Origin of the sequence: Pseudoalteromonas sp. KAN5, assembly GCF_022846535.1 — a bacterium.
Lineage (GTDB): Bacteria > Pseudomonadota > Gammaproteobacteria > Enterobacterales > Alteromonadaceae > Pseudoalteromonas > Pseudoalteromonas haloplanktis.
Genome location: NZ_AP025589.1, coordinates 1370311 through 1384578, shown reverse-complemented (window position 1 = coordinate 1384578; position 14268 = coordinate 1370311). Strand labels below are relative to the sequence as shown.

The following is a 14268-nucleotide window of genomic DNA, read 5'->3' as shown; positions in this document are numbered from 1 at the left end:
ACTAGTATTAAATACAGCTGTTTGCGTGCAAAGTATTACTATTTTGCTGCTTGTTTAAAATCACTAAAAACATAGTATTAAAAAATATTACAGGGCAAGGGAATATGGTTACGGCGAATGAAAATGTACAAGTTTCAGCGAGTAAAGGGATGCATTTTAAATTTTATTTCAATAATAAGCAGATCACTTATGATTGCTCGCCAGTGTCAGGAAAAGAAATCGTAAAAATAGATGGCGAGATAGTCAGTGAATCTAAAAATTATAGGTTCAAATCGTGCCATGAATTTAGGGTGGATAATAAAACAGCGAAAATCAAGCTACAAGCTAAAGGGCTGACAAAAAATATAACTACCTGCGAGTTCTTGGTGGCAGACAAAGTTGTTAAAGCGTATCAGCTAACTTACGGTACCCAAGGCAAAGTACCCCTTATGTTACACGTGCTCATTGCTGTAATAGCCGCTGCAATCGGGTGGTTTTATGCTTCGCAAGTCATATCATCGTGGTTGGCTTTTGGCGGTGCTTTATTGCTCGTCGCACTGGTCCTTTTCAAATTTGAAAAACCAGTTTGGACATGTGAGGAACTTACACAATGAAAGTTACAGTACATGGGTCTAGCTAAGGCTGACACTTTTCTCAAAACAGGACAGGCGTACATTTTTTTGCAAAAACCATAATATCAACTACTGTTATTATATACAGTTTAACTGGAGCTGATACTTTATGACTCGTGCAAGAAAAAGCTTGATTGATTTATCATCTACATCCTATTACCACTTAATAGCTCGTTGTGTCAGACAAGCATACTTGTGTGGTAATGATAAACACACGGGTAAAAACTTTGATCACCGTAGAGAGTGGCTTATAGAGCGAATAAAGTTATTAAGTAGCGTGTTTGCCATCGAAATCGCGGCCTACGCGATTATGAGCAACCATTACCATCTCGTTGTAAATGTGAATAGGCAACAAGCCCTTGAGTGGTCTGATGAAGAAGTAATTAAGCGCTGGTATCAACTCTATAATGGTCACATGCTGGTTGACCGTTACTTAAATGGTGAGCAATTAGATAAGTCTAGGTTACTTTTCTTCAATGAAATTATCTCAAAATGGCGAGAAAGGTTGTATGACATCAGCTGGTATATGAAAAACCTCAATGAATATATAGCCCGCGAGGCCAATAAAGAAGATAACTGCACCGGAAAGTATTATTCGCTGCCATCCTTGGCACTCACCCTTCGGGCTGCCTAACGGCATTCAAATTTATTCCCTATAAATTTGTGGGAAGGGCGCTATAAGTCACAAGCGTTATTAGATCAAGCCGCAGTGCTAAGTTGCATGGCGTATGTTGATTTAAATCCTATCAGAGCCAATATAGCCGATACCCTCGAAAACAGTGATTTCACCTCAATTCAAGAGCGTATAGCACATTTCAAAGCTTTTACCGCAGACGTAATGAAAGCGAATAAGTCCCTCAAGCAAAAGGATAATATCCAACATGAAAGCCAACCTGCACAGCTAAAGCCATTTGGTGGTAATGACATCAAACATACAATTCCCTTTGCCTTGCTAGATTACATTGAATTAGTGGACTGGAGTGGTCGTCACATAGATCCAAAGAAAAAAGGGCATATAAACCACACAGTCCCTAAAGCGCTGCTTACTTTGAATATAGAAGAAGCGCAATGGCTTGAATCCGTAAAGCGATTTAGACATCAATATTCAAATTTTGCTGGCAGTAAACAACGATTAAAGCAGCATGCGGCAACCAACGATGTCAAATGGTATAAAGGGGTAGGTTAGCACTAAGTTTATCTAGTAATTGAAAAATAATCTCACCTATAAAGTATCCGTCTAGCAAAACTTTACTCTGCTGTTTAACACCATACCCAAAAATGTAAAACTTATAAATCAACAAATGAAGAAATTGATAGTGTATAAATGCAGGGGGATTAGTCGTTCCTTAGGAGGTTTTTGATGTTAGACGATAAATAAAATATGCCTGTCCATTTATCTAGTCCGTCCATTTATCTACTCTTACTTGCTGCACTTCAAAAAAATTAAATCACACCAAGTCTTCTTACTATATTTCAATGAAATAGAAGTAACCGATTGAATCAAAGTAGGAACTCGGCTATGGTTAATGCATCAATAAAAAAATAAATTAAACGAGCCGTTCTGCAAACTCGTTAGAGTAACATGGAGTAGTAGTTAATGGATGGGACCCTAATTAAAGAAAAAATAGTATTAGTTGTGTGTTGGCTCATAGGGTTTCTATTCTTAATTATCGGTATCTATGATTTCATTTTTAATGATCTTTCATGGTTAGACTTTACTAGTACAATAGCTGTATTTTTAATTTTGGTCGGTACAGGGCTTGCGCCGAAAATCTATTTTACTCCGTTTAAGCAGATTTTTTCTCCAGCATTTAAACTTCAGGCATTGGTTGATCCTAGAATACAGCAAGGGGTATTATCTAGCGGGTTAATACTAGCGTTAGTTTGTATGGTTTGGGGTTGGTTGCTCTGATACATATGCGTCTTAACTTTGCCAACAAGAATTAATATACCTTTTGAAAGTCTTACTCACTCCCAGCCAACTCTAAACAGACATGTTTACTTTGGCTATAGCTAAGGTTGTTAGCAATTTAGTCAACAGTACACAAATTTGGCAGCTTACTTAAGTCTTTGATAAAAAATAAATCTCTAAATTATATTTGTTGCTTAAAACCCCTTCCAAGTTACTCAACTTTTTACAAGCATTTTGTTTAAACACATAACAAAGTTTGATCGACTATTAAGCTTTACTTTACATTGGTTGTTAATCTTTTCTGGTTTATCTGGAGCTTTGTTGTTACTGCAAAACTCACTTGAAGTTTTCGGTGAATAGCAAATTGTTCAAAACGACTTCTTCACAGGTCGTGTAATTGAAATAGACGGCGGTATACGTTTATAACGACTGGAGAGTTCTAAGTAAAAATCAACTTTGTGCTAATGGGTTCTGTAAGCTATAAGTACAATAACTTAGAAAAAGGATTAATGTATGAATAATATTAAAATATTTATATTTAGTTGTTGTACTTGTTTATTTCTGTTTATAGGTTCTGCTTTTGCTAAAACTCAGCCGAATGTCTTGATGATTATGGTTGATAACTTAGGATATGGCGAGCTGGGTGTTTATGGCGGTGGTTCTTTACGTGGTGCACCAACACCCAATATAGATACACTTGCTGCACAGGGGCTTAGGTTAACTAATTTTAATGTTGAACCACAATGTACGCCAAGTCGTTCAGCTTTGATGACCGGTCGGCACCCAATCCGTTCAGGAACCACAAAAGTTGTTTGGGGTATGTTATATGGTTTAACTCAATGGGAGCAAACGTTACCTGAACTGCTTTCAGAGAAAGGATATTCTACGGGAATGTTTGGTAAATGGCATTTGGGTGATACCGATGGCCGTTTTCCGACAAACCAAGGCTTTGATGAGTGGTACGGTATTGCAAATACTACCGATGAGTCGCAATATAGTTCTCAATATAAGTATGATGGGAAAGTGGGCCTTAAGCCTGTAGTGCAGGAAGCTAAGCGTAATAAAACCCCGACGGACATAGCCCCTTATGACTTAGATATGCGTCGACAAATTGATACAGACTTAACTGCTAAAGCAATCGACTTTATGACACGTCAAGTTAAGGCTGACAAACCATTTTTTGCCTATGTTCCTTTAACACAAGTTCATTTACCGACATTACCACACCCTGATTTTATTGGTGTAACTGGCAATGGTGACTTTGCAGATTCAGTTGTTGAAATGGATCACCACGTTGGTGAGATGGTCGCAGCGCTTGAAAAGCTTGGTGTAACTGATAACACCATTGTTATTTTTGCTAGTGATAATGGGCCAGAAGAAGTTGCAGCATATCATGGTACTTCGGGTTATTGGCGTGGTCACTACTTTACAGCGCTTGAAGGGTCGTTACGTGCGCCATTTATTGTTCGTTGGCCAAATAAGATAAAGTCAGGCACTGTTAGTAATGAAATCATTCATATGACTGACTTGTTACCAACATTTGCTAAAATTATGGACTTTGAATTACCTGATGATCGTATTATTGATGGGGTAGTTCAAACTGGAGTATTGTTTAACGAAAATGGTAAGAGTGCTCGAGAAGGTTTTCCTGTATACAACGGTGATGAAATGTATGCATACAAATGGCGTGATTGGAAAATTCATTTTATAGAGCTAAATAGTATGTTTGGTACGCCTAAAAAATTAAATGTGCCTCATATTTATAACCTGACCAAAGATCCAAAAGAGAGTTATAACATTGCTCCAGATAGTACTTGGGTATTACCAGTGGTCATGAAAAAAGTAATAGAGTTTAATAAAACTTTAGTTAAAGAGCCGCCTATTAAGCTAGGTACACCGGATCCATATAAGCCAAAAGGCTAATATGAAGCTAAAGCCATAGAATCAATTATAAAACGGCTGATTGTATGATTGGCCGTTTTTATTTTAAACTGAGTTTGTGTAGAGAGTCGCAAAGAAATCCGCATTTTTTATATCAATGAAAAGCAATCTGCCTTATTCGCTTTCACATCATGCAAAAAACATCGACACACGGGGAAAAACTATGATCACCGTAGAGAGTGGCTTATAGAGTGAATAAAAACGACTCATTACTTCATTTTTTGAAAAAGAAGTAGTAAAGATCACTGTATAGCTGGTTACAGAAAATTGTGGGAAGCCGCCGTAGCCAATGGGTTTGATTGCAGTAAAGGTCGTGTGGAGCGTTTATTACAAAGCGTAGCATGCACGTAAACCAGATGGAAATAGCCTATTGTTTCATTCAGACCAAGGGAGTTAATATCTAGCAAAAGAAATGAGAGCGTGGTTGAACAAATGAGATGTAACGATTAGCATGTCTAGAAAAATAAATTGCTGGGATAATGCGTGCTCAGAAAGCTTCTTTGCTCAGTATAAAAAAGAATGGATGAGCAATCAGTGAGAATGCATGGAGCGTTAGGCAATGTGAGCCCCATGTAATATGAATCAATAAATTAAACCCCGTGTCTACTTTTTTAGCGGGGTCAGATCATATCGTTTACAGCTTTGCCTTCAACTGCTTTTAAAACCAATTCTAAAACCGCCCCAGTGTTTCCCGTTTACATAAATGGGTACTGATAGGTCATGTAAAATCTCGCCGGTATCTCGTTTGTAGGCTAAAACCGCCCCAGTGTTTCCCGTTTACATAAATGGGTACTGATAGGTCATGTAAAATCTCGCCGGTATCTCGTTTGTAGGTCTGTAATAAAAAGCTTTCGGTGTGGCTGCCGCAGCGGCTGCCTGTAGCATCGTTAAAAATACGCTTAGTGCGGTTATTCACTAAATCTTGTTGGTAGTTACCGGTTAGTGGCTGGCTGTAACGTTTATTGTGAGTAGGGAAGTAGCCTTTTTTATCAACGGCGCCAGCAAACAGGATTTGTTTATTTTCAAGAATGGGTTCTTGAATTGGTGGTAAAATTTTATCGGTTAAGCTGTCGTAGTCGGTACTGTACTTGGTAGGCTTAGTATTAGGTATTTCTTTATAATCTTGAGAAAACAGCTGCTGTTCACTCAGTTGTGATGTTGCCAGTAACTCTGCAAATTTCGCCGAAATGGCTGAACTTGCTGCTAATGCGACGTTTAAAATCGGTTTAAAGAATGCATCGTGCTCAACTTTATTAAGCTCTCTAAAAATAGTTTCAGATCCGAGTGATAAGTTAGACGCTTGATCTGAGATTGAGGTACTTTTTGTCGCCACTTCTGCGAGTAGATGGCTAATGCTCCCAACCGAGGTGTTGATCTGTGCGGTTGCTTGTTGAAAAGCACTGACCGCGTGCTGCATGTTTTCAAGTGTTGAAGATGATTCACTAATATCATGGTTGATTGCTAAAAATGATTGAGTGACGTTTTCGAGTTCTTGTTTAACTGACTCACTGCGTGTTGATACTTGCTTCATATCGTCATTTGTTTGCAGGCTATTGGTATTTATTTCAGTTAGCATATCAGCAATTTGTTTCGTTGCTTGATTGGTTTTATTGGCAAGATTCCTAACTTCATCAGCAACAACAGCAAAACCTCTGCCTTGCTCGCCAGCGCGAGCCGCCTCAATTGCTGCATTAAGAGCGAGTAGGTTAGTTTGCTCGGCAATGGTTTGAATTACTTGGGTAATACTTTGAATATCTGTGGCACTTTGTAAAAGTAGGTCAAGTTGGTTTGCAACTTTATCAATGGAGCTTGATAACGAGTCTATTTGCTCTGTGGCCAATTGCAGGCGTTGATCTGCAGAGGTCGAGGCTTTTTGCCGTTTGGATCATTGCTTGGTTAACGGTGGTTATATTGTTTGTCAGCTCGCTACTGTTGTGAGATAAGGCTTGTGTTGCTTGGTTTACAGATTCACTTTCGCTATAACAGCCATCAATTTCTTTGGCTAAACTGTCAACATAGAATGCAACTTCTGCCGCACCGATGGCGTTTTTCGACGTTGCCTTAGTAATATTATCTGCAACGTTTGTGATTGTTGCGTGTGGATCTATCTCAACTTCTGTTTTGGGGTTTTGAGGGGAGAACTTGTTTCTAAAAACCATCAGTGCGCTTAATGCTGTTATTAACAGCGCGCTTACAAGGGTCAATTGTGCAAAAAAGTACAGCACAGCAATAATACAGCAATACAATGTATAAAAGATTAGGTTTAAGTTCATGGCATTGGCCTTTTTTTATTTTAATTTCAGTCTTGAACATAAATCCGGCAAAATCAATTATTAAAAGGTCTTATACCAGTCGTGTTAAGTTACTGACCATTTATAGCTACAGATAAATGGAGTGATAACAAGGCATAGTTGTTCTACATGAAAAATTTATTACGCAGTTAGCACTTTATTTAGCCCGCTAGAATGGTTAAATATTTAAGTCGATTGGTCTTATAAGGTCATAAATCAACCATTAAAAAAGCCAACCCTAAGGTTGGCTATTTGCATAAACCGAGTTCTAGTCGATTTTAGTAAGTTGCACTGCCTTTAGTACGTGGAAAGGCGATTACGTCACGTACGTTGCCCATACCAGTAACATAAGCAACTAAACGTTCGAAACCTAGGCCAAAACCAGAATGAGGCACTGAACCATATTTACGTAGGTCGCGGTACCAGCTGTAGTCTTCTTTGTTTAAGCCCATTTCGTCTAAACGCGCATCAAGTACATCAAGGCGTTCTTCACGTTGCGAACCACCAATGATTTCGCCAATACCTGGTGCTACAACATCCATTGCAGCAACGGTTTTACCGTCTTCATTCTGGCGCATGTAGAATGCTTTAATATCGCGCGGATAGTTTTTAATAACTACTGGTGCTTTAAAGTGTTCTTCAGCTAAATAGCGCTCGTGCTCAGATTGTAAATCTACACCCCATTCAACGGCGTATTCAAATTTCTTACCACAGCTTTTAAGAATTTCAACCGCGTCTGTGTAATCAACTTGGGCAAAATCTTTCTCAACAAATTCTTCAAGGCGGGTAATAGCCGTTTTTTCAACGCGTTGCGCAAAAAATTCCATATCATCACGGCGTTCTTCAAGTACCGCTTTGAATACGTACTTAAGCATGTTTTCAGCTAATTTGGCGATATCTTCTAGATCAGCGAAAGCCACTTCAGGCTCTACCATCCAAAATTCAGCTAGGTGGCGTGATGTGTTTGAGTTTTCAGCACGGAAAGTTGGACCAAAAGTATAAATTTTTGACATCGCTGAAGCGTAAGTTTCACCGTTTAACTGACCTGATACAGTAAGGAACGCTTCTTTACCGAAGAAATCTTCGCTGTAATCAATCTCGCCTTTATCTGTACGTGGTAGGTTTTGCATATCTAACGTTGATACGCGGAACATTTCACCTGCACCTTCACAGTCACTTGCAGTGATAATAGGGGTACTGATCCAGTAATAACCTTGCTCATGGTAAAAGCGGTGAATAGCTTGCGCTAAACAGTTACGTACACGTGTTACTGCACCAATCATGTTAGTACGTGGGCGAAGGTGAGCGTGTTCACGTAAATACTCAATGCTGTGGCGCTTAGCCGACATTGGGTATGAATCTGGGTTTTCTACCCAGCCAAGCACTTGTACGCTGTTTGCTTGAATTTCATATGATTGACCTTGACCTGCTGATTGTACTAAAACACCAGTAACTGACACCGAGCAACCAGCGGTTAGGCGAGTAACTTCATCATAATTATTAAGTGAATTAGGGACTACCGCCTGAATAGGATCAAAACACGAACCGTCATGAACGGCTAAAAATGAAATTCCTGCTTTTGAATCGCGGCGTGTACGGATCCAGCCTTTAATTGTTACTTGGCTGTCTACCGCAACCTTGCCTTTTAATAGCTCTGAAATCGCTAAGTGGCTCATCTTCACTCCAATGATATAAGTTGCCTACATTAATATGTGCGCCATTGCACTTGAACGGTGTATCTTACCTTTGAATGTAAAATAAAAAAACATTCAAAGGTAACTCTTTGCTTATTCTTTTGCATTTTTGTGATTTTTTGTCGTTTAAAACCTGTAACTTTAAATTTTCGTGATAAAAAATCACTGAGATCATAATTTAAAGGTGATTTTCACTGCGATCAAAATGGATTTTGTGGCATTATGTCAAATTACGGTATTTAAATTAACTTGCTAAATATATAGGTATTATGAAACAAGTCTTTATTTTACGTGGTTTACCAGGGTGCGGTAAGTCTTATTATGCGCAAAGCCTAGCGGATGAAATGGTCGCAGGCGATCAAAGCCAATACTTAATTTGTTCGACTGATGATTATTTTTATAATGAACAAGGCGACTATCAATTTGATAAGTTTAAATTGTCGCAATACCACAACTTGAATTTAGCTCGTTTTATAAATGCGTTGGCGCAAAATATCCCACTGGTCATTGTTGATAACACCAATATAAAAAAATGGGAATTCATAGCTTATAGCCAAGCTGCGATAGCTCTGGGTTACCAAGTTAAAGAGGTAATAGTGGGTGAGGTTAAAGATAAATCAATGCAGCATTTGTACGCCAAACGTAATAGCCACAACATACCACTCAAAATGATCAGCAAAATGGCTTACATGTTTGAGTGGTAACACGCTCACACTCTCGTAGGCTAAAAACCAGCAAAGTTTGAAAGCGCGCTATATTACTCATCTTTAGTAATGCTTAGCGGCGATTGCGGTATAAATCGCATCTGCCAACAAGGTTATATCCGCTTTGCTGCTAATATAGGGTGGCATTAAATAGATAAGCCGACCAAATGGACGGATCCAGACATTTTGACTAATGAAGAAAGCTTGGATTTTGGCAACATCGATTACACAATCAAGCTCTACCACGGCAATTGCACCAAGTGTTCTGACATTAACAACCTGTTCCAGCTCATTACAACGGTGTAATACTTGCAGAGCATCATTTAAATGGGCTATTTGCGCTTGCCAATCTTGTTCCATTAATAAATCAATACTTGCACAGGCCACTGCACAGGCGAGAGGGTTCCCCATAAAAGTCGGGCCATGCATTAATACACCGGCTTCACCTTCACTAATACCAATGGCTATTTTATCTGTGGTTAAGGTGGCAGATAAGGTCATCATTCCGCCTGTCAGCGCTTTGCCTATACATAAAATATCAGGCTCTATCTCTGCGTGTTCAACAGCAAATAATTTACCAGTACGGCCAAAGCCTGTGGCTATTTCGTCACAAATTAATAAAACATCATATTGCGTACACAATGCTCGCACGGTTTTTAAATATTCGGGGTGATAAAAATTCATGCCACCGGCATTTTGCACAATTGGCTCAATAATAAACGCGGCGATGTGTTGATGGTGCTGCGCAAAGCGCTGAGCAAGCTCATCTGCTTCATGTTGATCAAACGTTTCACCAAACTGGCTTTGCGGCGCGGGTACAAACACATGCTCTGGTAAAAAGCCTTGGTATAGCGAGTGCATTGAGTTAATAGGGTCACAAACACTCATGGCCGCAAAAGTATCACCATGGTAGCCCTTTAACGGCGTCATTAGTTTTTGCTTAGTCGTGATCCCTTGGCTAAGCCAATACTGCAACGCCATTTTGATTGCCACCTCAACACACACTGAACCGCTATCTGCTAAAAACACTTTTTGAAGTTGACTTGGTGTGATTGCAATAAGCTTTTTACACAGCTCTACAGCAGGTGCGTGGGTGAGTCCGCCAAACATTACATGACTCATTTTATCTACTTGCTCAATCGCGGCATTTTTTAATACCGGGTGGCCGTAGCCATGAATGGCACTCCACCAAGAAGCCATTCCATCAATTAGTATTTCGCCTGTAGCTAAGAAAATACGATTGTCTTGTGTGTGACTAACAGGGTACACAGGCAAAGGCTGAGTCATTGATGTGTAGGGGTGCCAGATGTGTTGGCGATCAAAATCAAGGTCTACTGGGTGTTTTTTGTTCATTGGTAAACTTAATGTCGTTTGAGTTCGTTGACAATGTTACGCCAAGTCGTAGACTAAGCCAATATCACCGTCATGAAAAATAAAAAGAGAGAATTATGGAGTTTGCAGCTGTTCGCCACGATTGGACACATAAAGAAGTAAAAGCCTTATTTGAAATGCCGTTTAACGATTTATTGTTTAAAGCGGCATCTGTGCATCGTGCTAACTTTAATCCTAACGAAGTGCAAATATCTACGTTACTATCAATTAAAACAGGCGCTTGCCCTGAAGACTGTAAATACTGTCCGCAATCAGGCCATTATAAAACAGATCTAGAGCGTGAGCGTCTCCTTGAAGTAGAAAAAGTGGTTGAACAAGCGCGTTTAGCAAAACAAAAAGGCGCAACTCGCTTTTGTATGGGGGCTGCGTGGTCAGATCCTAAAGACAGAGATATGCCTTATATTTCGCAGATGGTTAAAGAAGTTAAAGAGCTGGGTCTTGAAACCTGTATGACATTAGGCATGCTGGATAATCAAAAAGCTCATGCACTTCGAGAGGCCGGGCTTGACTATTACAACCATAACCTTGATACCTCGCCAGAATATTATCAACAAATCATCACAACTCGTACCTTTCAAGATCGTTTAGAAACCATTGGTAATGTACGTGATGCGGGTATGAAAGTATGCTCGGGCGGTATTGTTGGTATGGGTGAGCAAGCAGCCGACCGTTTTGGTTTATTAATGCAATTGGCTAATTTACCGCAACAACCTGAAAGTGTGCCAATAAATATGTTAGTGAAAGTTAAAGGCACGCCACTGGAAAATGTCGATGACTTAGATCACTTTGAGTTTATTCGTACTATAGCCGTTGCGCGTATTATGATGCCACATAGCTATGTTCGTTTATCAGCAGGACGAACTGCAATGAATGAACAAATGCAATCAATGTGTTTTTTTGCTGGTGCTAATTCAATTTTCTATGGTGATAAATTGCTAACCACTGAAAACCCAGAAGCTGATGCTGATATGAACTTAATTAAAAAGTTAGGCATGAATCCTGAAAAACGTCATGACTACTCAGATGAAGCCTATGAAGCATCGTTATCGTCTGCGGTGGCAGATAAAGCAACTTCAGAGCTGTTTTACGAAGCATAATGGCATTTTCATATTTACAAGCGCATCTTCAAACTCGCCGCGAAGATGCGTTACTTCGTCAACGCCATTTAATTACTCACGCTACGGCTCGTGAAATCACGGTTGCGGGTAAACACTATCTAAATTTTGCCAGTAATGATTATTTAGGGTTTGCTGAACAACCGTCTAGTTTGCTACATACACAAGCATTGGGAAGTCATAGCTCGCCGCTTGTAACAGGTTATCAACAGAGTCAACATCAATTAGAGCGTTATCTATGTGAGCAGCTTGGCTATCAAAGTGCCTTGCTGTTTAATAGTGGTTTTAGTGCTAATAGCAGCGTGCTGAAAGCGTTGTTTCAAGATAAGGCGACAGCACAAAATAGCGCTATTTTTCAAGATAAACTCAACCATGCCAGTTTAATTGATGGTGCTTTACACTCTCAGGCCGCCATGGTTCGCTTTAGCCATAATGATACTCGGCATTTAACCTCACGTTTAGAAAAATCAACAGCGAAAAATAAGTTGATCATCAGCGAAGGGGTATTTTCGATGGATGGCGATCATGCACCCATTGCAACACTGCGCGATATAGCGAACAGTTATAATGCCTGGCTTATGATAGACGATGCGCATGGCTTTGGCGTATTAGGTGAAAACGGTCTGGGAAGTTGTGAGCAAATTAAACCAGAGCTTCTGGTGATCACCTTTGGTAAAGCCGTTGCAAGTAGTGGGGCGTGTGTATTAGCCAGCAAAGAGGTGATTGATTACCTTTTACAATTTAATCGTGATTATATTTATTCAACGGGGATGTCGCCATTAGTAGCCGAGCTCACATTAACACGGCTACAGCAAATAAGATCAGAAACAGGATCGCAGAAGCGCCAACAATTAGCCGATAACATTAGCTACTTTAAATTATTGGCAACTCAGCATAGTCTTGCTGTGATGCCTTCAACCAGTGCTATCCAGCCAATTGTGCTAGGCTGTGCTGAGCACACTTTAGCTGTCGCAAACACACTTAAGGAGGCGGGAATTTGGCTTACGGCGATCCGCCCACCAACCGTGCCATTTAACACCTCGCGTTTACGTATCACCTTAACTGCAGCACATACTAAAGCGGATATTGAGTGCTTGCTCGCTGCTTTGGTGAATGCACTATGATGGCTGTATCGATACCTGTTGTTGTTAATCAACAGCAACAAAAAAAGCACACTGCAGATAAATTTTCGAAAGCAGTGGTTGCTTACGCAGAACATGCGAATGTGCAAAAACGTGCTGCTACGGCGCTGTTAAAAAAAATAGCTAATGTTGAAAGTAATCACACGATGGGTGAAGTGTGCATAGATATTGGGGCAGGACCAGGTGTTAATATCAGCCAACTTAAGCAACATTTTGCTCAGGTTTATGCTGTTGACCTTAGTTTTGAAATGCTCAAACTAGCGAATAACTCAACTGCGTCATTATGTGCTGATATGGATGCGTTACCATTACTAAGCAACAGTGTCGATGTCATATTCAGTAATTTTGCCGTACAATGGTCGAGTAATTTAGCTGAGCTGTTACAAGAGCTTAACCGAGTGCTCAAACAAAAAGGGCGGGTTTACTTAAGTTGCGTGGTTGATGGTTCACTGGCTGAAATAGCCACTGCATTTGCAGAAGTAGATCAACAAAGTCATGTTAACTCGTTTCATAGCGTTGCTCAGTTAAAAAAATACAGTGCTAAAGCTGGGTTCATAATTAATAGTTGTGATCAGGTGTGTTATCAAGATGCGTATCAATCGCCAATGGCTGCACTGCGTTCATTAAAAGCGATTGGAGCAACTAATCAATTAAGAACACAGAAACGTCAAGGGTTATTAACGCGTCATGCGTTACAGCAAGTGTGTGCAGCTTACCCATTAACAGATAAGCAAGCCGTGGTGAGTTATCAGGTTGTTTTAATGGAATTAACCAAAGTATGAATGAATTTTTTGTCACAGGCACTGATACCGATGCCGGTAAAACTCACGTTAGTTGTTTATTATTAAAATTATTAGCGCAACATAAAAAACGCGCGTTAGGCTTTAAGCCCCTAGCCGCAGGTGCAGAATATGCCTTTGGCGAATTGGTTAATGAGGATGCATTGGCGTTAATGGAAAGTGCCAGTGTTTCTGCGTTCTATAAAGAAGTTAATCCGTTTGTTTTTGCCCCACCAATTGCCCCTCATATTGCCGCAGCAAAGGTAAATGAGCTACTTTCAGTTGAAAAAATTAGCCAAGCATATAGTCAGTTAAAGCAAAAAGACACTGACTATATACTTACCGAAGGCGCTGGTGGCTGGGCACTACCAATAAACGACGATGAGTATTTGTATGATTGGGTAAAAGCACAGCAGTTACCTGTAATATTAGTGGTGGGTATGAAATTGGGTTGCTTAAACCATGCATTCTTAACCGCGGCACATATGCGTGCTTTAGGCGTTAATTGTGTAGGCTGGGTTGCTAACGAAGTTGATGCTAACATGGCTGAGTACGACGCTAATCTTAAATCATTGCAACAACGCCTGCCTTTTCCGCTATTAGCGATAAGCCCATACAGTACTGGCACACCTAAACTAAAAATTTATCAAACTTTGCTTGATATTTTAAAGCTGCGCCCATAGTTAT

12 protein-coding genes and 2 pseudogenes are annotated in these 14268 nt (G+C 39.9%); 10 read left to right on the top strand and 4 right to left on the bottom strand.

What is annotated here, in order from left to right:
• Positions 1-50: 50 nt before the first annotated feature.
• The 5 genes and pseudogenes from KAN5_RS06075 to KAN5_RS06055 all read left to right on the top strand — a co-directional run.
• Entirely contained in the window at positions 51-593 is a 543-nt protein-coding gene (locus KAN5_RS06075) for a hypothetical protein (RefSeq protein WP_244390742.1), read from the top strand.
• Positions 594-720: 127 nt separating this feature from the next.
• Positions 721-1797, top strand: a pseudogene (locus KAN5_RS06070) (alpha-amylase family glycosyl hydrolase).
• 411 nt (positions 1798-2208) lie between these two features.
• Positions 2209-2523 (top strand): hypothetical protein, encoded by a 315-nt coding sequence (locus KAN5_RS06065; protein ID WP_244390741.1) that lies wholly within the window; start codon positions 2209-2211, stop codon positions 2521-2523.
• Between the two features lie 513 nt (positions 2524-3036).
• Positions 3037-4446 carry an arylsulfatase gene (locus tag KAN5_RS06060; RefSeq protein ID WP_244390740.1) on the top strand — a complete coding sequence of 470 codons (1410 nt, stop codon included), beginning with the start codon at positions 3037-3039 and terminating at the stop codon, positions 4444-4446.
• A gap of 364 nt (positions 4447-4810) precedes the next feature.
• Positions 4811-5040 (top strand): annotated as a pseudogene (locus KAN5_RS06055) (IS3 family transposase); the annotation flags it as partial.
• Positions 5041-5182: 142 nt separating this feature from the next.
• On the opposite strand, the gene KAN5_RS06050 reads toward KAN5_RS06055, so the two are convergent.
• From KAN5_RS06050 to asnS, 3 genes are all read right to left on the bottom strand, one after another.
• Positions 5183-6304, bottom strand: coding sequence for a methyl-accepting chemotaxis protein (locus KAN5_RS06050; protein WP_244390739.1), 1122 nt, complete (start codon positions 6302-6304; stop codon positions 5183-5185).
• A complete protein-coding gene (locus tag KAN5_RS06045; protein ID WP_244390738.1) occupies positions 6264-6737 on the bottom strand; it encodes a hypothetical protein in 474 nt (157 codons plus the stop codon). The genes KAN5_RS06050 and KAN5_RS06045 overlap by 41 nt, the downstream gene beginning before the upstream one ends.
• A 296-nt stretch (positions 6738-7033) precedes the next feature.
• Complete coding sequence (gene asnS / locus KAN5_RS06040) at positions 7034-8431, bottom strand: asparagine--tRNA ligase (protein ID WP_016709703.1); 1398 nt, start codon at positions 8429-8431, stop codon at positions 7034-7036.
• Positions 8432-8718: 287 nt separating this feature from the next.
• Here asnS and KAN5_RS06035 point away from each other — a divergent pair, with 287 nt between their 5' ends.
• Positions 8719-9153, top strand: coding sequence for an AAA family ATPase (locus tag KAN5_RS06035; protein ID WP_244390737.1), 435 nt, complete (start codon positions 8719-8721; stop codon positions 9151-9153).
• 63 nt (positions 9154-9216) lie between these two features.
• Here the strand turns inward: KAN5_RS06035 and bioA are convergent, their stop codons facing one another.
• Positions 9217-10506 (bottom strand): adenosylmethionine--8-amino-7-oxononanoate transaminase, encoded by a 1290-nt coding sequence (bioA, locus tag KAN5_RS06030; RefSeq protein WP_244390736.1) that lies wholly within the window; start codon positions 10504-10506, stop codon positions 9217-9219.
• Between the two features lie 95 nt (positions 10507-10601).
• Here bioA and bioB point away from each other — a divergent pair, with 95 nt between their 5' ends.
• The 4 genes from bioB to bioD are packed head-to-tail and all read left to right on the top strand — an operon-like array spanning position 10602 to position 14264.
• A complete protein-coding gene (gene bioB / locus KAN5_RS06025; RefSeq protein ID WP_244390735.1) occupies positions 10602-11642 on the top strand; it encodes a biotin synthase BioB in 1041 nt (346 codons plus the stop codon).
• Positions 11642-12784: an 8-amino-7-oxononanoate synthase gene (locus KAN5_RS06020; protein ID WP_244390734.1), complete on the top strand. Its 1143-nt coding sequence runs from the start codon at positions 11642-11644 to the stop codon at positions 12782-12784. The genes bioB and KAN5_RS06020 overlap by 1 nt, the downstream gene beginning before the upstream one ends.
• A complete protein-coding gene (locus KAN5_RS06015; protein ID WP_244390733.1) occupies positions 12781-13584 on the top strand; it encodes a methyltransferase domain-containing protein in 804 nt (267 codons plus the stop codon). The genes KAN5_RS06020 and KAN5_RS06015 overlap by 4 nt, the downstream gene beginning before the upstream one ends.
• Positions 13581-14264: a dethiobiotin synthase gene (gene bioD, locus KAN5_RS06010; protein ID WP_244390732.1), complete on the top strand. Its 684-nt coding sequence runs from the start codon at positions 13581-13583 to the stop codon at positions 14262-14264. The genes KAN5_RS06015 and bioD overlap by 4 nt, the downstream gene beginning before the upstream one ends.
• The last annotated feature ends 4 nt before the right edge of the window (positions 14265-14268 follow it).

Bases quoted from the DNA above. Each gene is read 5' to 3' on its own strand.
- KAN5_RS06065 (WP_244390741.1), top strand. From the start codon at position 2,209: ATGGATGGGACCCTAATTAAAGAAAAAATAGTATTAGTTGTGTGTTGG.
- KAN5_RS06060 (WP_244390740.1), top strand. From the start codon at position 3,037: ATGAATAATATTAAAATATTTATATTTAGTTGTTGTACTTGTTTATTT.
- KAN5_RS06045 (WP_244390738.1), bottom strand. From the start codon at position 6,737: ATGAACTTAAACCTAATCTTTTATACATTGTATTGCTGTATTATTGCT.
- asnS (WP_016709703.1), bottom strand. From the start codon at position 8,431: ATGAGCCACTTAGCGATTTCAGAGCTATTAAAAGGCAAGGTTGCGGTA.
- KAN5_RS06035 (WP_244390737.1), top strand. From the start codon at position 8,719: ATGAAACAAGTCTTTATTTTACGTGGTTTACCAGGGTGCGGTAAGTCT.
- bioA (WP_244390736.1), bottom strand. From the start codon at position 10,506: ATGAACAAAAAACACCCAGTAGACCTTGATTTTGATCGCCAACACATC.
- bioB (WP_244390735.1), top strand. From the start codon at position 10,602: ATGGAGTTTGCAGCTGTTCGCCACGATTGGACACATAAAGAAGTAAAA.
- KAN5_RS06020 (WP_244390734.1), top strand. From the start codon at position 11,642: ATGGCATTTTCATATTTACAAGCGCATCTTCAAACTCGCCGCGAAGAT.
- KAN5_RS06015 (WP_244390733.1), top strand. From the start codon at position 12,781: ATGATGGCTGTATCGATACCTGTTGTTGTTAATCAACAGCAACAAAAA.
- bioD (WP_244390732.1), top strand. From the start codon at position 13,581: ATGAATGAATTTTTTGTCACAGGCACTGATACCGATGCCGGTAAAACT.